Origin of the sequence: Brevundimonas staleyi, assembly GCF_041893865.1 — a bacterium.
In the GTDB taxonomy this organism is placed as follows: domain Bacteria; phylum Pseudomonadota; class Alphaproteobacteria; order Caulobacterales; family Caulobacteraceae; genus Brevundimonas; species Brevundimonas staleyi.
In genome coordinates, this window is the sequence record NZ_CP169082.1 from 725,513 (window position 1) to 747,191 (window position 21,679).

At 64.6% G+C, this 21,679-nt stretch carries 13 protein-coding genes, 4 tRNA genes and 3 rRNA genes; 15 read left to right on the forward strand and 5 right to left on the reverse strand.

Features of this window, described 5'->3' with window-relative positions:
• Positions 1–2 precede the first annotated feature (2 nt).
• The 13 genes from ACETK8_RS03695 (at position 3) to ACETK8_RS03755 (ending at position 10,240) form a co-directional block, all read left to right on the forward strand.
• Positions 3–875: an ABC transporter substrate-binding protein gene (locus ACETK8_RS03695; protein WP_374038173.1), complete on the forward strand. Its 873-nt coding sequence runs from the start codon at positions 3–5 to the stop codon at positions 873–875.
• Positions 872–1,858, forward strand: a complete 987-nt coding sequence (locus ACETK8_RS03700) for a FecCD family ABC transporter permease (protein ID WP_374038174.1) — start codon at positions 872–874, stop codon at positions 1,856–1,858. The genes ACETK8_RS03695 and ACETK8_RS03700 overlap by 4 nt, the downstream gene beginning before the upstream one ends.
• Entirely contained in the window at positions 1,855–2,625 is a 771-nt protein-coding gene (locus tag ACETK8_RS03705) for an ABC transporter ATP-binding protein (RefSeq protein ID WP_374038175.1), read from the forward strand. The genes ACETK8_RS03700 and ACETK8_RS03705 overlap by 4 nt, the downstream gene beginning before the upstream one ends.
• A 74-nt stretch (positions 2,626–2,699) precedes the next feature.
• A complete protein-coding gene (locus ACETK8_RS03710; RefSeq protein ID WP_374038176.1) occupies positions 2,700–3,149 on the forward strand; it encodes a helix-turn-helix transcriptional regulator in 450 nt (149 codons plus the stop codon).
• A 43-nt stretch (positions 3,150–3,192) separates the two neighbouring features.
• Complete coding sequence (locus ACETK8_RS03715) at positions 3,193–3,561, forward strand: hypothetical protein (protein ID WP_374038177.1); 369 nt, start codon at positions 3,193–3,195, stop codon at positions 3,559–3,561.
• 31 nt (positions 3,562–3,592) lie between these two features.
• Entirely contained in the window at positions 3,593–4,021 is a 429-nt protein-coding gene (locus ACETK8_RS03720) for a hypothetical protein (RefSeq protein WP_374038178.1), read from the forward strand.
• Entirely contained in the window at positions 4,018–4,392 is a 375-nt protein-coding gene (locus tag ACETK8_RS03725; protein WP_374038179.1) for a hypothetical protein, read from the forward strand. Before ACETK8_RS03720 ends, ACETK8_RS03725 begins: the two co-directional genes overlap by 4 nt.
• 631 nt (positions 4,393–5,023) lie before the next feature.
• Positions 5,024–6,484: ribosomal RNA gene (locus ACETK8_RS03730) — 16S ribosomal RNA — on the forward strand.
• A gap of 205 nt (positions 6,485–6,689) precedes the next feature.
• Positions 6,690–6,766, forward strand: a tRNA-Ile gene (locus ACETK8_RS03735).
• A gap of 50 nt (positions 6,767–6,816) precedes the next feature.
• Positions 6,817–6,892: transfer RNA gene (locus ACETK8_RS03740), tRNA-Ala, on the forward strand.
• A gap of 205 nt (positions 6,893–7,097) precedes the next feature.
• Positions 7,098–9,873 (forward strand): 23S ribosomal RNA (locus ACETK8_RS03745).
• Between the two features lie 76 nt (positions 9,874–9,949).
• A 5S ribosomal RNA gene (gene rrf / locus ACETK8_RS03750) occupies positions 9,950–10,064 on the forward strand.
• Together the 16S, 23S and 5S rRNA genes with 3 tRNA genes alongside form the textbook arrangement of a ribosomal RNA operon.
• 99 nt (positions 10,065–10,163) lie before the next feature.
• A tRNA-Met gene (locus ACETK8_RS03755) sits at positions 10,164–10,240 on the forward strand.
• Positions 10,241–10,569: 329 nt separating this feature from the next.
• Here the strand turns inward: ACETK8_RS03755 and ACETK8_RS03760 are convergent.
• Positions 10,570–10,643 (reverse strand) — tRNA-Gly (locus ACETK8_RS03760).
• Positions 10,644–10,943: 300 nt separating this feature from the next.
• On the opposite strand from ACETK8_RS03760, the gene ACETK8_RS03765 reads away from it, so the two are divergent.
• The gene (locus ACETK8_RS03765; RefSeq protein WP_374038180.1) at positions 10,944–12,464 is read left to right on the forward strand and encodes a hypothetical protein; all 1,521 of its coding nucleotides are present in this window, start codon (positions 10,944–10,946) and stop codon (positions 12,462–12,464) included.
• A gap of 78 nt (positions 12,465–12,542) precedes the next feature.
• Positions 12,543–15,197, forward strand: a complete 2,655-nt coding sequence (locus ACETK8_RS03770) for a TonB-dependent receptor domain-containing protein (protein ID WP_374038181.1) — start codon at positions 12,543–12,545, stop codon at positions 15,195–15,197.
• Positions 15,198–15,259: 62 nt separating this feature from the next.
• On the opposite strand, the gene ACETK8_RS03775 is transcribed toward ACETK8_RS03770, so the two are convergent.
• The 4 genes from ACETK8_RS03775 to ACETK8_RS03790 form a co-directional block, all read right to left on the reverse strand.
• Positions 15,260–16,924: an amidohydrolase gene (locus ACETK8_RS03775; RefSeq protein ID WP_374038182.1), complete on the reverse strand. Its 1,665-nt coding sequence runs from the start codon at positions 16,922–16,924 to the stop codon at positions 15,260–15,262.
• Between the two features lie 1,009 nt (positions 16,925–17,933).
• Complete coding sequence (locus ACETK8_RS03780) at positions 17,934–19,883, reverse strand: M1 family metallopeptidase (RefSeq protein ID WP_374038183.1); 1,950 nt, start codon at positions 19,881–19,883, stop codon at positions 17,934–17,936.
• Positions 19,884–19,950: 67 nt separating this feature from the next.
• On the reverse strand, positions 19,951–21,201 hold the full coding sequence (locus ACETK8_RS03785) for a multidrug effflux MFS transporter (RefSeq protein WP_374038184.1): 1,251 nt from the start codon (positions 21,199–21,201) through the stop codon (positions 19,951–19,953).
• A gap of 94 nt (positions 21,202–21,295) precedes the next feature.
• Positions 21,296–21,616, reverse strand: coding sequence for a hypothetical protein (locus tag ACETK8_RS03790; protein WP_374038185.1), 321 nt, complete (start codon positions 21,614–21,616; stop codon positions 21,296–21,298).
• Positions 21,617–21,679: the final 63 nt, after the last annotated feature.

Sequence of the window (21,679 nt, forward strand, 5' to 3'; positions counted from 1 at the left end):
TGATGACCATCGACCGGCGCATGGTGGTGGCGGGCGGCCTGGCGATGGCCGGATGCGGCGTCGCGCCCGATCCCGTCGCGCCGCCTCCCACGGCGGGGCGACCCCGGCGGGTGGTGTCGCTCAACCCCTGCCTCGACGTCATTCTGGTTCGGGTCGCCGACCGGGACCAGATCGCGGCGCTCAGCCACTATGCGCGCGAGCCCTACGGCTCGACCATCGCCGACATCGCCCGGATCCTGCCCTTCACCTACGAGACGGCGGAAGAGGTGATGGCGTTGCGGCCCGACCTGGTGATGACGGGGCGGTATTCCTCCCCGACGATGCGGACGGCCCTGGATCGGCTGAAGGTTCCTGCCGCCCTGTTCGACGTGCCCGAGACCGTCGCCGCCAGCCTGGACCAGGTGCGCGAGGTCGCCCGGCTGGTCGGCCATCCCGAGCGAGGAGACGCCCTGGTCGCGCGGATCGAGGCGGCGCTGGCGGCGGCCGCGCCGGCGCCGGGAACGCCGCCCCTGTCGGCCCTGGTCTTCATGCCCGGCGGCTTCGTCTCGGGGCCCGGCACCCTGATGGACGAGATGATGGCCCGCATGGGCCTGCGGAATGCCGCGAGCCGCTATGGGCTCAGCGGCACCGCCAACCTGCCGCTTGAGCGTGTGATCGCCGATCCGCCGCAGGTCCTCTTGTCCGGCGAACCCTATCCCGGCGCGCCCAGTTGGGCCGAACGGGTGATGGAGCATCCGGCCTTGTCGCGCGTCGCCGGCCACATGCAGCGCGCCGTCTTCCCGGAGCGGCTGCTGTTCTGCGGCGGCCCGGTCCTGATCCAGACTGCGGCCGCCCTGAGGCGCGCCCGCGAAGGCGCCCTGAGGAGGTTCGCATGAAACCTGTCAGTCGGCCGCTTCTCCATGCGGGTCTGATCGCCCTGCTGCTGGTGCTCTCCGGCGTCAGCCTGATCGCCGGAAAGGTCTGGGTGCCGTTCAGCGCCTGGACCCAGCCCGAGCTCGATCCACGCTGGGCCATCGTGTTCGAGCTGCGTCTGCCGCGCACCCTTCTGGGCATCGTCGTGGGAGCGGCGCTCGGCCTCTCCGGCGCGGTGCTCCAGGGCTATACGCGCAATCCCCTGGCCGAGACCGGCGTGCTCGGCGTGTCGTCGATGGCCGCGTTGGGCGCGGTGCTGACGCTCTACTACGGGCTGACGGTGCTCACGCCCTGGATGCTGCCGGTCGCGGCCATCGGCGGGGCTCTGATCGGGGTGGCGCTGCTCCTGACGCTGTCGGGGCGGGCGTCCAGCCTGGCCACCTTCGTTCTGGCGGGGGCGATCCTCAACATCCTGGCGACGGCCGGGGTGTCGCTGGCCCTGTCGCTGGCGCCCAACCCCTGGGCCGTGACCGAGATCGTCAACTGGCTGATGGGGTCGCTGGCCGACCGCAGCTTCGAGGAGGTGCGGATGGCGCTGCCCTTCATCCTCGCCGGATGCGGTCTGATGCTGACGACCGGCCGGGCGCTGGACGCCCTGACCCTGGGCGAGGTCGGGGCGACGTCGCTGGGCGTATCTCTGTCGCGCACCCGGTGGGGGCTGGCCCTCGGCATCGGCCTGGCGGCGGGGGCCAGCGTGGCGGTCACAGGGGTGATCGGCTTCGTCGGTCTGGTGACGCCGCACCTTCTGCGGCCTCTGGTCGGGGCGAGGCCCGGCGCCCTTCTGGTCCCCAGCATGCTGGGCGGCGCGATCATCGTCCTTGCCGCAGACGTCCTGGTTCGGCTGACCCCGGCGGCGGGGGAGGTCAAGCTGGGCGTCGCCATGGCCGCGCTCGGCGCGCCCTTCTTTCTGGTGCTGCTGCTTCGTCTGCGGAGGACCGTCGCATGAGCGTCCTGTCCTGCACCGACCTCCGCGTCGTCATCGGCTCAAAGACCATTCTGTCGGGCGTCAGCCTGTCGATCGAGGTGGGGCGGATCACCGTCATCGTCGGCCCCAACGGCGCCGGCAAGTCGACGCTTCTGGCCTGCCTCGCGGGCCTGCGCGCCCCGACATCCGGCTCGGTGGCGCTGGAAGAAGCGGCCCTGTCCCAGCTGAACCCCCGCGCGCGGGCCCGGCGTATCGCCTTCTTGCCCCAGACGTCGGAGATCGCCTGGTCGGTCGAGGCGCGAACCCTGGTCGAACTGGGGCGCATCCCCTTCATTGGCGCGCGCGGCCAGAGCGCAGAAGATCGTGCGGCGGTCGATCGCGCCATGGCGGCGGCCCATGTCGAAGCCTTCGAACATCGGATCGTCGACACCCTGTCGGGCGGCGAACGGGCGCGGGTGCTGATCGCGCGGGCTCTGGCCGGCGAGCCCGAATGGCTGCTGGCCGACGAGCCCCTGACGGGGCTGGATCCGGCCCACCAGCTGGACGCCGCGGCCCTGTTCCGGCGTCTGGCCGATCAGGGCGTCGGCGTGATCCTCACCCTGCACGACCTGTCGCTGGCGCTACGGCTGGCGGATCGGATCGTGGTGTTGGCGGACGGCGGGATTCTCGCCGACGAACCGCCCGCGACCGCCCTGACCCCCGAGGTTCTCAAGCGAGCTTATGGCGTCGAAGCGACCCTGACCCAGGGACCGGGCGGCCCCCTGATCGACGTGATCCGACGCGTCTGACGGCGCGGTCGAACCTCTCCTCCGGGTAGACGCGGCCGCGAAATACACCCTATCGTGGCCACAGGGGACCTTTCATGCCGACGAAGAAGCTCTCAGACCGTCAGAGGCAGTGCGTGATCCTCAGCGCCACGATGACCGACAAGGAGATCGGCAGGGCGCTCGGCGTCAGCCCCGGCACGGTGAACAAGCACATCCAGGAGGCCATGGAGCGTCTGGGCGTGAACACGCGCAAGAACGCCCTGCGCGCCCTGGGGTACGTCACCCCATCCCCTTCGGACCCCGTTCCCGCCGCCGATGTTTCCGGGCCGACTGGCGGGGCTGAAACCGACGACGTCGCGACCTCGAGGACGCCGGGACCGGCCGCCGCATGGCGCTACTCGCCCCCACCGAGGGGACGGGCGCTCCGTCTGGCCGTCGCGTTCGCCTTCTTCCTCGTGGGATCGATCGTCGCCATCGGAGGCGCCGCCGTTCTGAATGCAGGCCTCGGCCTGACCCAGGCGATGGCTCCCTCCGGCGTCCGGTGAAGCGCGACATTCACACGCCGCCGACCGGCGGAGGAGCCATACGATGACCAACAACGTTCACCGCCTCGCGACCGAGCAACGTGGGCGCCGGGCCCTGGGCGTGCGTACCGCACGCCAGCTCCGGGAAGCCGAACACAATCTGGACCGCGCGCTCGCCGACAAACTGGCCCTGGGTCAGATGCTTCTGTCCGGCCGTATCGAGGCGCGCATGGGCGTCGCCGTCGGTCAGTCGGTGATCGCCGACATCGCCCGCGCCTTCTCGCTCGCCGTCGAGGCCCGTGAGGCGCTCGGCGCCGCTCACAACGGCCTGGCCGAAGTCGCCGCCGATCAGGGCATCGTCTGGAACTTCGACGGTCCGGGCGAGACCAAGCCCGGCGAGCGTCCGTTGCTGTCGGAGCCGGTCCCGTCCTGAGCTCGTCCCGTTTCTCGGCCCAGGAGCGTCCATGTCCCCGATACAAGTGATGCTGTGGCTGCTGACCGTGCCCGCGCTCGGTCTCCTGGCCTGGAAGGGGCGAACCGTCGAACGGTGCAGCGCGGCCGCCATTCTTCTGGTCGTGCTCGCCCCATTGCTCTTGCAGGACATCGAAGTCGGCAATGTCCGTTGGGTCATCGCCCTGACGTCGGTGGGCCTTGCGGTGATGCTTCTGGTCCAGGGCCTGCTCTGGGACCGATGGTGGCTTCTGGCCGCCGCGGGGGTCCAGGGCGCCGCGGCCGCGACCTACGGCCTCGCCGCCCTGCAGCCTGAAATCATGATCTGGACCGGGGTGGTGCTCCGCCGGATCTTCTGGATCGAACTGATGCTCGTGGCCCTGTTCGGCGCCTGGGAGGCGCAACAGGTCGGGCGCTACCGCCTCAAGGAGGCCATGACGTGAACCACAGTGCTTCGGATTCCCAGTCCGACCCCGTCCGGCGTTTCGTCGAAAGAAGCCGCGACCTGTCGTCGGAGTGGGGCCCGGCCTCCATCGCCGACCTGACCACGGCCTGTGCGACCCGCGCCACCCTTCTGGCCGCCCTGGACAAGTTCCCCGAGACCGATCCTGCGAACACGGCGTTGGCCAGCGCTCAGAGCCTGGTCTGGGACATGGTCGATGAGGCCGAGTGTTTCATCCTCGATCAGACGCCCGCCGATGCGCGCGAGGCGGTCGCCTTGCTGGATGTCCTTCTGGACGGAGAGCCCCAGCGTTCGGATGGCCGCGACCATGACGCCCTTCGCCGCATCAGGGACCTCCTCCTGGGCGGCTAGACTGACGGCGGAACGCGTCGTTCGCCATGAATCTGCGTTCGCCACGAAAATGTCGCTTGCGGACGAAGAAGGGCCTCCGTATATCGCGCCCTCGCTCGGCGACGGGCCGGCCTTCGAGGCCTTGGAGACTTGGGTTTCCGGGGGTTTGAAAGGGAAACGAAGAGTTCAAAAACTCCTTGCTTCTCTGGTCGGTTCTGAATAGTCTCCGCGCTCCAATCGAATCGTCGGAAACGATACCAGAGGGAAGCCTCTCGCTTCTTCTGACGGTTTTTTGCGCTCCAGAAGCTCGGCTTCAACGGTTCGCAAAATGGCTGAAAAAGCCCGGTTGACACCGAGATCGGCCTTCTTTAGGAAGCCGCCTCCGCCGGACACCGGCGCAAAACAGTGTCCCCGGCGGTGTCGGGTTTGGTCTTTGAAATCGTTGATTTGGAAAGAGAAACGCAGGCGGCGGTGCTCTAGCGAAGATCTCCTAACGGAGATCTAGATAGACACTGACACTCTGCGGTCTTTTTGAAAGATACAACCATGTCGGTTGGCCTTAGGGTCGATCGAAGTGGTTCTCGTCAAGAATACGTAGAACTTATGCCAGCCGATCTGATGATCGGTGATGCTTAAGTCAGAAGGTCTAACTCAACCTGAGAGTTTGATCCTGGCTCAGAGCGAACGCTGGCGGCAGGCCTAACACATGCAAGTCGAACGGACCCTTCGGGGTTAGTGGCGGACGGGTGAGTAACACGTGGGAACGTGCCTTTAGGTTCGGAATAGCTCCTGGAAACGGGTGGTAATGCCGAATGTGCCCTTCGGGGGAAAGATTTATCGCCTTTAGAGCGGCCCGCGTCTGATTAGCTAGTTGGTGAGGTAAAGGCTCACCAAGGCGACGATCAGTAGCTGGTCTGAGAGGATGACCAGCCACATTGGGACTGAGACACGGCCCAAACTCCTACGGGAGGCAGCAGTGGGGAATCTTGCGCAATGGGCGAAAGCCTGACGCAGCCATGCCGCGTGAATGATGAAGGTCTTAGGATTGTAAAATTCTTTCACCGGGGACGATAATGACGGTACCCGGAGAAGAAGCCCCGGCTAACTTCGTGCCAGCAGCCGCGGTAATACGAAGGGGGCTAGCGTTGCTCGGAATTACTGGGCGTAAAGGGAGCGTAGGCGGACATTTAAGTCAGGGGTGAAATCCCAGAGCTCAACTCTGGAACTGCCTTTGATACTGGGTGTCTTGAGTGTGATAGAGGTAAGTGGAACTCCGAGTGTAGAGGTGAAATTCGTAGATATTCGGAAGAACACCAGTGGCGAAGGCGACTTACTGGATCATTACTGACGCTGAGGCTCGAAAGCGTGGGGAGCAAACAGGATTAGATACCCTGGTAGTCCACGCCGTAAACGATGATTGCTAGTTGTTGGGGTGTTTACACCTCGGTGACGCAGCTAACGCATTAAGCAATCCGCCTGGGGAGTACGGTCGCAAGATTAAAACTCAAAGGAATTGACGGGGGCCCGCACAAGCGGTGGAGCATGTGGTTTAATTCGAAGCAACGCGCAGAACCTTACCACCTTTTGACATGCCTGGACCGCCAGAGAGATCTGGCTTTCCCTTCGGGGACTAGGACACAGGTGCTGCATGGCTGTCGTCAGCTCGTGTCGTGAGATGTTGGGTTAAGTCCCGCAACGAGCGCAACCCTCGCCATTAGTTGCCATCATTTAGTTGGGAACTCTAATGGGACTGCCGGTGCTAAGCCGGAGGAAGGTGGGGATGACGTCAAGTCCTCATGGCCCTTACAGGGTGGGCTACACACGTGCTACAATGGCAACTACAGAGGGTTAATCCTTAAAAGTTGTCTCAGTTCGGATTGTCCTCTGCAACTCGAGGGCATGAAGTTGGAATCGCTAGTAATCGCGGATCAGCATGCCGCGGTGAATACGTTCCCGGGCCTTGTACACACCGCCCGTCACACCATGGGAGTTGGTTCTACCCGAAGGCGATGCGCTAACCGCAAGGAGGCAGTCGACCACGGTAGGGTCAGCGACTGGGGTGAAGTCGTAACAAGGTAGCCGTAGGGGAACCTGCGGCTGGATCACCTCCTTTCTAAGGATGCGTCTCCAGGCTCTCTCACGAGGGTTCTATTGACGCTCCGATCAGCCGAAGCGCGCAAGCGTCAAAGGCATTATGCGGGGCGCCGCCGTCTCCGTTTCTCTTTCCTGTTTCACGCTTCGAAGCATCGGACATTCGGTCCGGTGTGAAGAAGCGTGCGATCGCGAGCCTGGGATCTCCCGGCCTGTCGCATTGCCACAGGCCCGTAGCTCAGGTGGTTAGAGCGTACGCCTGATAAGCGTAAGGTCGGCAGTTCGAGTCTGCCCGGGCCTACCACTCTTGTGGATGTGACGGTCGCCGACAGCTCTCCTGGCTATTCCCTGAACGGGGCCATAGCTCAGTTGGTAGAGCGCCTGCTTTGCAAGCAGGATGTCGTCGGTTCGACTCCGTCTGGCTCCACCAGGTATCTCGCAGATCGTACAGAGATTGCCCCGGCTGCTATTGCAGCCGACGGCATTGATATTGTGAAGGAAGAATTAGACCGGCCCCTCATAGGCTTTCAGGTCTGGTTCGAGAGAAGACATTGTCTGACGAAAATCAGGCATGACCCCGCTGGCATTTCTTTCCAGTCAGCGGACAAGGTCATGCATGAGTTTTTCTGAGAAACGATCAAGCGTTGAAGGGCTTCTGACGGATGCCTTGGCGTAGAGAGGCGATGAAGGACGTGGCAAGCTGCGATAAGAACCGGGGAGGCGCTAGCACCCTTTGATCCGGTTATTTCCGAATGGGGAAACCCACCTTTACGGTCTTCCAACTCTGTTCTTCGGAACAGCGATTGGCGGATCGTTCAAAGGTATAATGACCTGAATACATAGGGTTCATTAAGCAAACCCGGGGAACTGAAACATCTCAGTACCCGGAGGAAAGGACATCAACCGAGACTCCCGTAGTAGTGGCGAGCGAACCGGGACCAGGCCAGTGCTTCTGTGACATAAAGCCGAACGATCTGGAAAGGTCGGCCATAGCGGGTGAAAGCCCCGTAGGCGTCAAACAGCAGAAGACTCGAGTAGGGCGGGACACGTGAAATCCTGTCTGAACATGGGGGGACCACCCTCCAAGCCTAAGTACTCCTCTACGACCGATAGTGAACAAGTACCGTGAGGGAAAGGTGAAAAGCACCCCGACAAGGGGAGTGAAACAGATCCTGAAATCGGAAGCCTACAAGCAGTCGGAGCCGCCAAGCGCGGTGACGGCGTACCTTTTGTATAATGGGTCAGCGACTTCATGTGTCGAGCAAGCTTAAGCCGTTAGGTGTAGGCGCAGCGAAAGCGAGTCTGAACAGGGCGATAAGTTCGACGTATGACGACCCGAAACCAAGTGATCTATCCATGAGCAGGTTGAAGGTAAGGTAACACTTACTGGAGGACCGAACCGGTGAATGTTGAAAAATTCTCGGATGACTTGTGGATAGGGGTGAAAGGCCAATCAAACTTGGACATAGCTGGTTCTCCGCGAAATCTATTTAGGTAGAGCGTCCGACGAATTCCTTGGGGGGTAGAGCACTGGATGGTTGCGGGCTGCGCGAGCGGTACCAATACTAACCAAACTCCGAATACCCAAGAGAACTATCGGGCAGACACACGGCGGGTGCTAACGTCCGTCGTGAAAAGGGAAACAACCCTAACCATCATCTAAGGCCCCCAAGTACTGGCTAAGTGGGAAACGATGTGGGATTGCTTTGACAATCAGGAGGTTGGCTTAGAAGCAGCCATCCTTTAAAGAAAGCGTAACAGCTCACTGATCAAGCGATCCTGCGCGGAAAATGTAACGGGGCTCAAGCCAGTCGCCGAAGATATGGGTTCACGTAAGTGAGCGGTAGCGGAGCGTTCCGTAAGCCGGTGAAGGTCAGGCGTGAGCCTGGCTGGAGGTATCGGAAGTGAGAATGCTGACATGAGTAACGATAGGAGTGTGAGAGACACTCCCGCCGAAAGACCAAGGGTTCCTGCGTAAAGCTAATCTGCGCAGGGTTAGTCGGCCCCTAAGGCGAGGCTGAAAAGCGTAGTCGATGGGAAGCAGGTAAATATTCCTGCACCAGCTGGAAGTGACGGATGGCGCAACTTGTCAGGGCTTATTGGATTGTCCTGGCAGGGAAGTTGTCCCTGGAAATAACTCCAGCAGAGACCGTACCCGAAACCGACACAGGTGGTCAGGTAGAGCATACCAAGGCGTTTGAGAGAACTATGCTGAAGGAACTCGGCAAATTGCACGCGTAACTTCGGAATAAGCGTGACTCTGCTAAGGGCAACCTCTGCAGAGTGGCACAAGCCAGGGGGTAGCGACTGTTTAGCAAAAACACAGGGCTCTGCGAAGCAGCAATGCGACGTATAGGGTCTGACGCCTGCCCGGTGCCTGAAGGTTAAAGGGAGATGTGAAAGCGTCGAACTGAAGCCCAGGTAAACGGCGGCCGTAACTATAACGGTCCTAAGGTAGCGAAATTCCTTGTCGGGTAAGTTCCGACCTGCACGAATGGCGTAACGACTTCCCCACTGTCTCCAGCATAGGCTCAGTGAAATTGAATTCCCCGTGAAGATGCGGGGTTCCCGCGGTCAGACGGAAAGACCCTATGAACCTTTACTATAGCTTCGCCTTGGCGTTAGCGACCGTATGTGTAGGATAGGTGGGAGGCTATGAAACCGGGGCGCCAGCACCGGTGGAGCCATCCTTGAAATACCACCCTTACTGTCGTTGACGTCTAACCGAGGGCCGTTATCCGGTCCCGGGACATGGCGTGGTGGGTAGTTTGACTGGGGCGGTCGCCTCCTAAAGTGTAACGGAGGCGCGCGATGGTGGGCTCAGACCGGTCGGAAATCGGTCGTCGAGTGCAATGGCATAAGCCCGCCTGACTGCGAGACTGACAAGTCGAGCAGAGACGAAAGTCGGCCATAGTGATCCGGTGGTCCCGCGTGGAAGGGCCATCGCTCAACGGATAAAAGGTACTCTAGGGATAACAGGCTGATTTTGCCCAAGAGTCCATATCGACGGCAAAGTTTGGCACCTCGATGTCGGCTCATCACATCCTGGGGCTGGAGCAGGTCCCAAGGGTTCGGCTGTTCGCCGATTAAAGTGGTACGTGAGCTGGGTTCAGAACGTCGTGAGACAGTTTGGTCCCTATCTGCCGTGGGTGTTCGAAGCTTGAGAGGATCTGTCCCTAGTACGAGAGGACCGGGATGGACATACCTCTGGTGTACCTGTCATGGCGCCAGCTGTGCAGCAGGGTAGCTAAGTATGGAATAGATAACCGCTGAAAGCATCTAAGCGGGAAACTAACCTCAAAACAAGGCTTCGCTGAGGATCGTGGAAGACTACCACGTTGATAGGCCAGGTGTGGAAGTGCGGCGACGCATGAAGCTTACTGGTACTAATAATCCGATCGGCTTGATCGTTTCTCAGATAAACTCATTCGATCTTCGTCAGAACACGACAATGTCTTCTCGCTAGTCCTTACATCCGCTTGGTTGACCTGGTGGCTATGTCGGAGGTTCCCCACCCGATCCCATCCCGAACTCGGTCGTTAAGCCCTCCAGAGCCGATGGTACTATGTCTCAAGGCATGGGAGAGTAGGTCGCCGCCGGGTCTACCAAGCGGATATAAGGATTAGTGTCACGTTGGGCTATCGCGCTTCGCGCGACTTGAGCCCGCCTCTCGAACATTCTTCCTTCGCACTACCGTTTGCCGCGGGATGGAGCAGCCCGGTAGCTCGTCAGGCTCATAACCTGAAGGTCGCAGGTTCAAATCCTGCTCCCGCACCCAAACACCACAAAAAGCCCCGACCCGAAACGGCGGGGCTTTCGTGCATCTGGGGCTCGGCTGTCGCAGGGAATTCCTATACGCTAGGGCGCTCTGCCTTCCTCCGTCCACCGCGTGCGGGGTGGTTCACTGGCTACGGGAAGGTCGCCGACATCCTGGGCTGGGAAGAGGAACGCGCTGAGCTTTTGCTGATCGTCTACGTCGACCGCAACGACATCGTCCGCTCGATGGCTGAGCGCATCAGCCGGAACGAGGCCCCGTCAGAACGCCCAACTTTCTCCCAACTGGACCTCCGCACCGGGGGCTGTTGGGCCGCAAACCCTTACACGGCCTGGAGCGGGCAGCGGGAATCGAACCCGCACGAAAAGCTTGGGAAGCTTTCAGGCTACCACTACATCATGCCCGCGGAGCCGGGCGGCACCCTAGCGGAATGCGCCGGCCGCTCAAGGGTGGAAGCGCTTCGGGTCAATTTCTCCGGATCCGTGACAGTCGTTCCGTATTCAGACGCTTTGTCGTCAAATCGACTTACAGTATCCGTTCGAGGCTTTCTGTGAATATAAATCCGAGCTCGGATAAACTGTAATAATCGGGCGATTTTCTGTCATTTCAGCTTTGCAATGACCTCTTAAAGGCGGCCCTCGGGATCGTTGTAACCGTGTCGAACGACGCGCGGCGATCAGCCCATTTCAAACCCGAGGGGATCTCGATGCTTCGTCTGACCAAGGTTCTGATGGCCGGTGCGGCCGTGATGGCGCTGGCCGCCTGCGGCAACGCCGAGGTGGCTTCGCCCGGCGAAGGCAATTTCGGCGGCGGCACCACGCCGACGACGCCGACCACCCCGACGACCCCGACGCCGGGAACGCCCGCCGCCGACTGCCCGAACGGCCTGTCGAACGTGGGCCTGGTCGCCAACGGCACCCTGCGGGCCTGCCAACTGCCGACGACCATCACGGGCAGCCTGACCCTGCCGCTGCGCTCCGGCACCATCTACACCTTCTCGGGCGCGACCAATGTCGGCGTCGACCGCGGCATCGAGCCGGGCTCCAGCGCCGGCACCCAGGGCGTCCTGACCATCGAGCCGGGCGTGAAGATCTTCGCCTCGGGCGGTTCGGACTATCTGGTCATCAACCGCGGTTCGCAGATATTCGCCGAAGGCACCGCGACCCAGCCGATCGTCTTCACGAGCCGCCAGAGCGTCGAAGGCCAGAACAACGACGCCTCGCAGGGTCAGTGGGGCGGTCTGATCGTCGCCGGTCGCGCCCCGCAGGCCAACTGCGTGCTGTCGAACACTCCGGGTTCGACGACCTGCACCGGCTTCGTGGAAGGCACCAGCGCCTTCTACGGCGGCAACAGCGCGACCGATAACTCGGGCCGCATCCGCTACGTCCAGATCAACTATTCGGGCTTCGTGATCTCGCCGAACAACGAGCTGCAGGGCCTGACCCTGGCCGGCGTCGGTTCGGGCACGACGGTCGACCACATCCAGGTCCACAACTCGGCCGACGACGGCATCGAAATCTTCGGCGGCAACGTCAACCTGAGCCACCTGGTCATGACCGGCGCCGACGACGACTCGTTCGACACCGACACCGGCTGGCGCGGTGGCGCCCAGTTCGGCATCTCGGTCCAGCGTACGGTTCACGTGAAGACCTCGGACGGCCGCGGCGCCGGCTTCGAGTTCTCCTCGGCCCCGGCCGCCACTCCGCTGGCCAGCCGTTACATCTCGCAGCCGAAGATCGCCAACTGGACCATCGTCGGTCGCTCGACCACCCTGGACGTCCACACCGGCATGCATTTCGACACCGGCTCGGACGCGACCATCCTGAACACCGTCGTCACCAACCAGGCGCCGTCGTCGTCGGCCTGTATGGCGATCGCCGACGCCGACACCGGCACGGTGGGCGTGGACTTCCGCGGCGTCTTCATGTCCTGCGCTGTCCCGTTCCGTCCGGCCAACCAGACCCTGTCGCAGGCCGCCTTCGCCGCCGGCACAAACAACACCGCCAACGGTACGTCGAGCCTGGTCGCCCCAGCCGGCGCCACCCTGACGGGCACGGATCTGCGCTTCATCAACGGCGCCAACGAGAACGCGGCGACCCCGGTCCCGGCCGCCTCGGTCTACAGCTTCTTCGTGGACACGCCCTACATCGGCGCCGTCCGCAACGCTGCGGACACCTGGTACCTGGGTTGGACCTGCGGCCTGCAGGCCGGCTCGCTCTGCCGCTGAGTCTGACAGGCGGCGGCTCCGGATGGAGCCGCCGCCGTCTTCTTTCGCAGCATTCGATCCATTTTTGAGGCCCAGACCATGAAGCCGTTTCATTCGACCCTGGCCGCTGCGCTTCTGGCGAGCAGCGCCCTGGTGGCCCCGACCCTGGTTTGGGCCCAGACCGCACCCGAACAGACCCCGCCCGCCCAAGCTGACGCCCAGGCCCAGCACGGCGAGGACACCGTCGACGAGATCGTCGTCCTCGGCCGCTACATTCCCGAACCCAACCGCGAGAGCTCGGAGGTCGCGGCCTTCCTGACCTCGGAAGACCTGCAACGCACGGGCGACAGCGACGCCGCCGCCGCCCTGACCCGCGTGACCGGCCTGTCGATCGTCGAAGGGCGTTTCATCTACGTCCGCGGCCTGGGTGAGCGTTACTCCTCGGCCCTGCTGAACGGGTCGCCCCTGCCCAGCCCCGAGCCGCTGCAACGCGTCGTTCCGCTGGACCTGTTCCCGACAAACATCCTGGACAGCGTCACCGTCCAGAAGAGCTATTCCGCCAACTTCCCCGGCGAGTTCGGCGGCGGCGTCATCGACCTGCACACGGTCAGCGCCCCCAACGAGCCCTTCTTCTCGCTGCAGGCCAAGCTGGGCGGCAACACCGAGTCCACCGGCCGTCGCGGCTTGATCTATTACGGGTCGGACGTCGATTGGACGGGCTTCAGCAACACGACCCGCCGCATTCCGGGCCCGCTGAACACCGCCTTCGCCAGCGGTCGCCAGATCACGGCCGCCAACTACACGGCCGCCCAGTTGCAGCGGATCGGCCAGTCGCTGGTCAACGCCCCGCTGCGCCTGCTTCAGTCCGACACGACCCCGGTCGACTTCGGCATGGAGATGGCGGGCGGCCTGTCGTCGGACTCCTCGATCGGCACGGTCGGCGTCGTCTTCGTCGGCGGCTACGGCAACGAATGGCGTAACCGCGACGGCATCCAGGAGCAGGGCCAGTTCCAGGGCGACGTCCTGGTGCCGGTCACGAGCCGAGAGGTCTATTCGAACCGCAACGACATCCGCCTGAACGGCCTGCTGGGTCTGTCGTGGTCGAACGAGACCAACGAAGTGCAGTGGACCAACATGTATGTCCGCAGCACCACCAAGCAAGCCCGCACGGCGGCCGGTCCGGACGTCAGCGCCGGCGCCGTGACGCGCAACGATTTCACCGAATGGTATGTCCGCCAGCTGTTCAACACCCAGCTGCGCGGCGAGCATGAGTTCATGGACGGCGCCTTGGCCGTGAATTGGCGTGCGGCCTACGCCCTGACCACCCGGGACGCTCCGTATGAGACCCGCTTCTCGTACAGCCAAGCGGCGGACGGGACCTGGCTGCATTCGGGCGGCGGCAACCTGATCTCCTTCTCGGACCTGAACGACGACCTGATCTCGGGCGGCGTCGACGTGATCTATACGATGCCGCTGTCGGACTACCGTGAGGCGATCTTCAGCTTCGGTGTCGCCGGCCTGGACAACCAGCGGAATTCGGAACGTCGCGACCTGCGCTTCCAGCCGGTCTCGGGCGGTCTGACGGCGGCGCAGCAACGCGCCCGCGTCGACTATCTGTACTCGGACTTCAACATCAATCCATCGACGATCCAGATCCTGGAAGTCACGGGTTCGGGCAACGGCGCGGCGGCCTACGAGGCCGAGCTTCAGGTCAACGCCGCCTACGCCATGGTCGACGCCGAGATCATCCCCCTGGTCCGCACCACGGTCGGCGTCCGCTTCGAGGACGGCTACCAGCGCGTCCGTCCGTTCGACCTGTTCGGCGGCAACTCGCCCTTCCCGGAAACGGTGCGGGACGAGCAGTACTGGCTGCCGTCGGCGACCGCGACCTGGAACTTCGCCGAAGACCAGCAACTGCGGGTCGGCGCGTCGAAGACCATCGGCCGTCCGCAGTTCCGCGAACTGGCGCCGCTGCCCTACACCGACCCGGACAGCGACCGCGAGTTCATCGGCAACCCGTTCCTGGTCGACACCGAGATCGTCAACATCGACGCCCGCTACGAGTGGTATTTTGCCCGTCAGCAGTTCGTCACCGCCGGCCTGTTCTACAAGAACCTCGACAAGCCGGTTGAATCGGTCGTGGTCGAGATCGGCAACCAGCGCCAGCAGACCTTCCTGAACGCGCCGGAAGCCCGGATCTACGGCGCCGAGTTCGAGGTGAAGAAGTTCTTCGAGTTCCCCGACGCCGGTTCGAGCTTCGTCTCGAACAAGCGCTGGCTGGTGCAGGCGAACTACACCTACTCGCAATCGGAAGTGAACGTGAACGCCGGCGACACGGTGCTGGACATCTCGAACGGCGGCAATCCGTCGAACGCGAACTTCTTCATCGTGGACGGCAGCCGTCTGCAGGGTCAGTCGGAGCACATCGCCAACCTGCAACTGGGTTGGGAGGACGACGACGCTCGTTCGCAGGCGACGATCATCGTCAACTATGTCAGCGACCGGATCACCGCTCGCGGCGCCGGCCAGGCCGGGGTTCGCGAACCCGACTACATCCAGGATCCGGGCGTCTTCCTCGACTTCGTCTACCGCAAGGACTTCATGGTCGGCGAACGGGACTTCGGTTTCGCCTTCGAGGCCCGTAACCTCTTGGGCACCGAGTTCGACGAGTACCAGACGCGCGGCAACAAGATCCGCATCAACAACTACAACATCGGCCAGAGGGCCTCGGTCAGCTTGACCGCCCGCTTCTAGGGACGCACGATTTCAAAGACCCTGGGGCCGTCCGCCGAAACGCGGGTGGCCCCTTTTTGTGTTCAGTCCCTGCGATAGACGACCTGGCCGTCCACGACGGTCAGGACCGTATGGCCCTTCGGGATGTCCGCCTCGGGGACGGTCATCAGGTCGATGTCGAAGGCGGTGAAGTCGGCGCGTTTGCCGACCTCGATGGTGCCCAGCTCGTCCTCGCGGAAGGAGGCGAAGGCCGGCCAGAGGGTGAACATCTTCAGCGCCGTGGCCCGATCCACCGCCTCGTTCGGACGCCAGTCAGGACCCTGGAAGCCTTCCAGATTGCGACGGGCGACGGCGGCGTAGAACTCGATCAGGGGATCGCCGCGCTCCACGGGTGCGTCCGAGCCGCCGACCACCACGACGCCCAGATCGACCAGGCTGTGCCAGGCATAGGCGCCGTCCAGACGGGCGTCGCCGAGACGGGCCGGGGCGAAGTGAAAGTCGCCGATGGCGTGGCTGGGCTGCATGGAGGCGATGACGTGGAGGTCGCGGAAATCGGCTTCGTCGGACGGGCGCAGGATCTGGGCGTGCTCGATCCGCCAGCGAGGTTCGGCCTTGTCGCGCTGACTGGCGGGCACGGCGGCCATGGCTTCCCGATACCAGTCCAGCACCTCGGTATTGCCCCGGTCCCCGATGGCGTGGGTGGCGACCTGGATGCCGCCGCGAAGGGCCGCCTCATAAAGGGGGATCATCTCCTCGCGAGTGGTCTGCATCAGGCCCGAGGTGTGGGGGGCGTCGGAATAAGGGGCGTGGAGCGCCGCGCCGCGAGAGCCCAGGGCGCCGTCGACGTAGTATTTGATGGCGCGGGTGATGACCCGATCGTCGGCGACGCTGCGCGGGCCCCAGCGGATCAGGTGTTCGGCGCCGTCGGGGGTGACGGAGTTGTAGACCCGGATCGTCGCCTCGCCGTCGCGGGCCATGTCTTCCAGAAGGTCGATGTCGGCGTAAGGCGCGCTCATGAAGTGGATGCCGGTCCAGCCGTATTCCGCCTCGACCCGGAAGCCGGCGCGATAGGCGTTCCGCTTCGCCTCGGGATCGGCCTGGGGCATCAGGGACGCCACGAGGGCCATGGCCGCATCGACGATGAAGCCGGTGGGCCGGCCGTCCGGCCCCTTGGCGATCTCTCCGCCCGAGGGGGCGACGGTGGCGGCGGTGATGTTCGCAGCGGCCAGGGCAGGCGAGGAGGCGGTGATGGCGTGGCCGTCGGCGCGCTCCAGAAGGACGATGCGGCCGGGAGCGGCGGCGTCGAGATCGGCGGCGGTCAGGAAGCGGGCGCCGTTCGCGCTCTCGGGCCAGCGGGTCTCGATCCAGCCTCGACCGATGATGGGGCCTTCCGGGTGCGCCTCGGCCCAGGCGGTCAGTTTCGCCATGGCGTCGGCGACGGAGGTGGAGCCTTCCAGGTTCAGCGTCAGCTCGCGCCAGCCGATGCCGTCCAGATGGGCGTGGCCGTCGGTGAAGCCGGGAAACAGGGTCGCGCCGTCCAGATCGACGACGGTCAGACCGTCGGTCGAGGGGGCGTTCGCTGCGGAGCCGACATAGGCGATGCGGCCGTGGCGCGCGATGACGACCTCGGCCGTGGGCGAGGCCTCCACGCCGGTGTGGATCGTCCCGCCCCGGATCAAGAGGTCCTGGGCGCTCGCCGGCAGGGCGAGGGCGGCGAAGGCGGCGGCGGTCAGGAACGGACGAAGCATGAGGTCACCGGATGCGCGGAAAGCGGACCCGGAGTTGCGGGGATCGAGAGGCGGAGGTCAAGGTTGGGGGGCGCGTCTCCCTCCCCTCGGGGGAGGGTGGTCGCGCAGCGACCGGGTGGGGGCGGCAGGGCGACGTGGCGACGGGCGGTTGCGATTGGGATCTGTGGGGCCTTGCCTGGCCGCCCCCACCCGGCTTCGCCTGCGGCTCAGCCACCCTCCCCCGAGGGGGAGGGAGAAGGCTGACGTGCGTCATCGTCCTTCCGCTGCGAACGGGTTGGGGAAGTCGACGGAGCCTGGGCGGTCGCCCGGAACCGATGTGGCCCCCTGCTTTCGCATTGCGGGGACCGATTGAATGTTTTTCGGCTCGCGCCGAGGCTCCGTCGCGCTCGATTGGACGTGAGCAGTCGATGGTGGGCTTCGATGCGGCCTGTCGGGTGTCGGCATATTCGCCCCCGAACCTTGTCGCCGTTTAATCCCAGACCGACTTAGGCCCACGACGGGCGGAGGGTTCAGGCCCCTCCGGGCTCCACGGTTTGACACCCCATGGACAGTCCCACGCCTCGCCGGTTCGTGCCTCCACAGGTCCAGGTTTCGCCGGACAAGGGTCCTCGGTCGGTCGGATGACGCGGTTTTCCGTTCGATCGCGCCCCACAGCACGTCCGGGTCCTGGGACCAGGACGCCTTCCCCATGCGGTGGGACGTCTGTGAGGATACGGGAGGAATTGGGGGCGTTAAGGAAAAGGGCTCTTAAAAGTTCGGGGTGTTGGAATCGTTGGCGAAATCGGACGATCCTTTGCCAACTAGGTACCCTCCCTTCTCCCCTTGCGGGAGAAGGTGGCGGGCGAAGCCCGACGGATGAGGGGTACGGGGACGCAGCAGAGATGCGTTCGGTGCTCGCTCGGTCATAGTGAGTTTCACCCCTCACCCGTCGGCGCAAGGACGACGGCTATCGCCGCCGTGCGTCGTCTCCCTCTCCCGCAAGGGGAGAGGGGCGTGATCTGGGGCGGGGTCAGGCGGCCGGGGCGCCGACCACGGCGTCGACCGAGCCGACGGTCACCGGGTGATAGCCGGCGCGCGCCTGGGCGTAGATGCGGGTGGCGATGGGGCGGCCCCAGTCGCCCTGGCCCCACAACGAGGTGAAGAGCGGCAGGACGAATTTGCGGCGACCCTGCGAGGTCAGGAAACGCTCCAGGGTCGGGACGGCCGGCTGGTAGCGGTGGGCGATGGCGATCTGGAGCCACTGGAACAGGACCTCGGCATTGCCCTCGTTGCGGAGATTCAGCGTGGTCTCGAGATCGGCGAGCTGGGCGTTGGTCAGCCAGGGGCGCGAGGCGGCCGCGCCAGTCGGGCGCCAGTCGAGGAAATGCTGGCGTTCCTGCGTCGACCAGTTGGCCCACGGGATGGCCGAGGCCGGGCCCTTGGCGACGAAATAGGCGTTGGCGGCCGTGTCCACGGCGGCCAGTTTGGTCGAGGTGGGGGCGACGGCGTTGGACGGCAGGCCGGGCTGGTAGACCCAGTTGTCGAGCTGGAGCTCGTGCTCCAGGTTGATGTCGCCGCGCACCAGGTTGGCGCGGATATCCTGAAGGAAGAGGGCGGCGGTCATCGGGCGGAAGGCGTTGCGCTCGAAATAGCCCTTCAGCCAGGCGTCGAACCGCTCGCGGCCGACGATGCGTTCGATGGTGCGCAGGAAGGCGGCGCCCTTCTCGTAGGCGATGTCGTTCATGCCGTCGTCGGGATCGCGGCCCTCGAGGTCGAGGTGCAGGCGGGTGTCGAGCGGCGGCATGTCGGCGAGCGACGACTGAAGGTCGTTCCAGCCCAGGACCTGGAGCATGGCGGCGCGGTCCTTGCCGTAGACCGCCTCCATAATGCGGTTCTCGAAATAGGTGGTGAAGCCCTCGTTGACCCAGAAGTCGGCCCAGGTGGCGTTGGTGACGAGGTTGCCCGACCAGCTGTGCGCCAGCTCGTGCGCGACGAGCGAGACCAGCGACTTGTCGCCGGCGACCACGGTCGGGGTGGCGAAGGTCAGGCGCGGGTTCTCCATCCCGCCGAACGGGAAGGAGGGCGGCAGGATCAGGAGGTCGTAGCGACCCCAGGCGTAGGGGCCGTAGAGGGCCTCGGCCGCATCGACCAGCTGGCCCATTTCGGAGAACTCGGCCTTGACGGCGTCCAGGCGGCTGGGCTCGGTCCAGACGCCGACGCCCTCGCCGACCGAGGCGAACTTCAGGTCGCCGACCGCGATGGCCATCAGATAGGGCGGGACCGGGTTGGTCATGCGGAAGCGGTACGAGTGCATGCCCTCGCCGGCGCGCTCGCCGTTCGGGGTCAGCATCTCGGCGGACATGACGGCCTTCAGGGCGTTGGGGACGGTGATCTTGGCCGAGTAGGTCTGGCGGATCCCGGGGCTGTCCTGGGTCGGGACCCAGGTGCGGGTCAGGATGGCCTGGCCTTGGGAGAACAGGAAGGGCTGCTGGCCGCCCGCCGTCTGGGCCGGGGTCAGCCACTGCAGGGCGGCGGCGTCCGGACGGGTGGAGTAGGTGACGACGATCTTCTGCACCTTGCCGGCCTCGAAGGCGGGGGTGGTGACGGTCAGGGGCTGGCCCTTGATCGGGTCGTCGGCGCCGAGGGCGAACTGGAGGGCATTGCCCTTGTCGTCGGCGACCGAGCGGATGTCGAGGTTGTGGATGTCGAGGATGACCTGGGTCGCGCCGGGTTCGCCTGTAACGTCGAGGGTGGCGGTGCCCGACAGGGTCTTCGTGGCGAAGTCGGCGGTCAGGTCCAGGGCGACGTGTTTGACGCGCGCGATCTGGGGCTGGGCGTAGGAGTGGATGTCCCGCTCATAGGTCACGGGCGCGGAGGCCGAGGCCGGCAGGGGCGGCATGTCGGACTTCACGTCGGCCTGACCGCAGGCGGCCAGCAGGGCGAGGGTCGAGGCCATGACGGCGAGGCGGGCGCGGGACATGCGGAACTCCGAAACGTTGCGGGGCGGAAGGAACGCCCAGAACGGCCGGAGATCAACCCCCGTGGTCCTATTCGGCCGGGGCCGGGACGGGGTTCCGGGCCACGAACAGGCGACCGCGCTCGGCGAACAGGACGAAGGCCAGCGCCGCCAGCCCGCAGAAGGTGAAGCCCATCGTCATCGGGACCACCGAGCCGTTGAACGACTGGCCGATGGCGAAGCCGATCAGGGAGCCGATGATGGTCGAGATGAAGCCCTGGGCCGAGGAGGCCGTGCCCGCGATATGGCCCATGGGCTCCATCGCCATGGAGCCGAAATTGCCGGCCAGCAGACCGAAGCAGAACATGGTGCAGCACTGCAGGACGGCGAAGGTCCAGATGCTCTCGTGGCCGCTGAGGGCGACCAGAAGATGGATGGTCGCGAAGCTGATGAAGCCCAGCAGCGCCGTGTGGCCGATCATGCGCGAGCCCAGTTTCTCCACCAGACGCGCGTTCAGGATCGAGGCGGCGGCGATGCCTCCGGCGATCAGGGCGAAGACGGTGGTGAACAGGGCCGGCGCCTTGAACACGTCGAAGAATATCTGCTGCGAGGAGTTGATGAAGGCGAACAGCGCGCCCGTGATCATCGTCATGGCCAGGGTGTAGCCGATGGAGATGCGGTTGGTGACGGCCTCGCGGAACGCACGCGCGATGCGACCGGCCTCGATCGGCAGACGGTCTTGGACATGCAGGGTCTCGGGCAGGCGCAGCGCCGTCCAGGTCATCAGGGCGATGCCGGCGAAGGCCAGGACGCCGAAGATGGCCTCCCAGGGCGCGACCAGAAGGATGACCTGACCGAGCGACGGCGCGATGATCGGCACGCCGAGGAAGACGAGGAAGCTCAGGCTCATCACCCGCGCCATGGTCCGGCCCGAGAAGCGGTCGCGCACGATGGACACGGCCAGCACCCGCGTGGCGGCCGAACCCAGCCCCTGACCGACGCGGGCCAGGATCAGGGTCTCGAAGGTCGGGGCCAGCATGGCGACGAAGCTGAAGGCCACATAGATGCCGACGCCGGTCAGAAGGACGGGCTTGCGACCAAAGCGGTCGGCGAGCGGGCCATAGACGATCTGCATGGCGCCGAAGCCCAGGAGATAGGCGGTGATGACCCACTGACGGCTGTTCTCGTTGGTGACGCCTAGGGCGTTGCCGATGTCGGGCAGGGCCGGCAGCATGGAGTCGATGGCGAGCGCATTCAGCGCCATCATCAGGGCGATCATGCAGACGAACTCGGGGAAGCCCGGGCCCTTTGCGGCGGGTGCGGCGGCGCTGGGGGAGGTCATGGGAGTGCAGATGCGCGCTCGAACGTCGCACCGCAACCCGCCTTGGCCATAACTTTTCGCAACTGCGAGATGACGGTCCCGCGTCGGCGGGCGGTTACGGCATGAACTGGATGGTGCGGGCGAAGCGGTGGTCAGCGGCCGAGCGGTCGGTGGTGGCGTCGGCCATCAGGGCGATGGCGGCCTCGCCGAAGCCCATGCCGGGATGGGTCTCTTCCATGACGCTGCACTCGCCGATGTGGCCGTCGGCGAAGGCGGTGCATTCCAGGGTCACGGCCACGCTCTGAAGCATCGGGGCGGGCGCCGCCGCCATGGAGACGACGGGCGTCGGCTCCGGCTGTCGCGGGGCGCGGTCGAAGGCCGGCTGGACCGCGGTGGGGTCGGCGAACAGGGCGAGGGCGGCGAGGGTGGCGAACATGGGAACTGGCCTTTGAGACTGTCCTGTTAATGTTTGTCCGAGACCTCCGTTCCGGCATTCATC

Excerpts from the sequence above, each read along its gene's own strand:
- ACETK8_RS03775 (WP_374038182.1), bottom strand. The coding sequence starts at position 16,924 with ATGCTTCGTCCGTTCCTGACCGCCGCCGCCTTCGCCGCCCTCGCCCTG.
- ACETK8_RS03790 (WP_374038185.1), bottom strand. The coding sequence starts at position 21,616 with ATGTTCGCCACCCTCGCCGCCCTCGCCCTGTTCGCCGACCCCACCGCG.
- ACETK8_RS03710 (WP_374038176.1), top strand. The coding sequence starts at position 2,700 with ATGCCGACGAAGAAGCTCTCAGACCGTCAGAGGCAGTGCGTGATCCTC.
- ACETK8_RS03700 (WP_374038174.1), top strand. The coding sequence starts at position 872 with ATGAAACCTGTCAGTCGGCCGCTTCTCCATGCGGGTCTGATCGCCCTG.
- ACETK8_RS03780 (WP_374038183.1), bottom strand. The coding sequence starts at position 19,883 with ATGTCCCGCGCCCGCCTCGCCGTCATGGCCTCGACCCTCGCCCTGCTG.
- ACETK8_RS03765 (WP_374038180.1), top strand. The coding sequence starts at position 10,944 with ATGCTTCGTCTGACCAAGGTTCTGATGGCCGGTGCGGCCGTGATGGCG.
- ACETK8_RS03770 (WP_374038181.1), top strand. The coding sequence starts at position 12,543 with ATGAAGCCGTTTCATTCGACCCTGGCCGCTGCGCTTCTGGCGAGCAGC.
- ACETK8_RS03785 (WP_374038184.1), bottom strand. The coding sequence starts at position 21,201 with ATGACCTCCCCCAGCGCCGCCGCACCCGCCGCAAAGGGCCCGGGCTTC.
- ACETK8_RS03715 (WP_374038177.1), top strand. The coding sequence starts at position 3,193 with ATGACCAACAACGTTCACCGCCTCGCGACCGAGCAACGTGGGCGCCGG.
- ACETK8_RS03720 (WP_374038178.1), top strand. The coding sequence starts at position 3,593 with ATGTCCCCGATACAAGTGATGCTGTGGCTGCTGACCGTGCCCGCGCTC.
- ACETK8_RS03705 (WP_374038175.1), top strand. The coding sequence starts at position 1,855 with ATGAGCGTCCTGTCCTGCACCGACCTCCGCGTCGTCATCGGCTCAAAG.
- ACETK8_RS03695 (WP_374038173.1), top strand. The coding sequence starts at position 3 with ATGACCATCGACCGGCGCATGGTGGTGGCGGGCGGCCTGGCGATGGCC.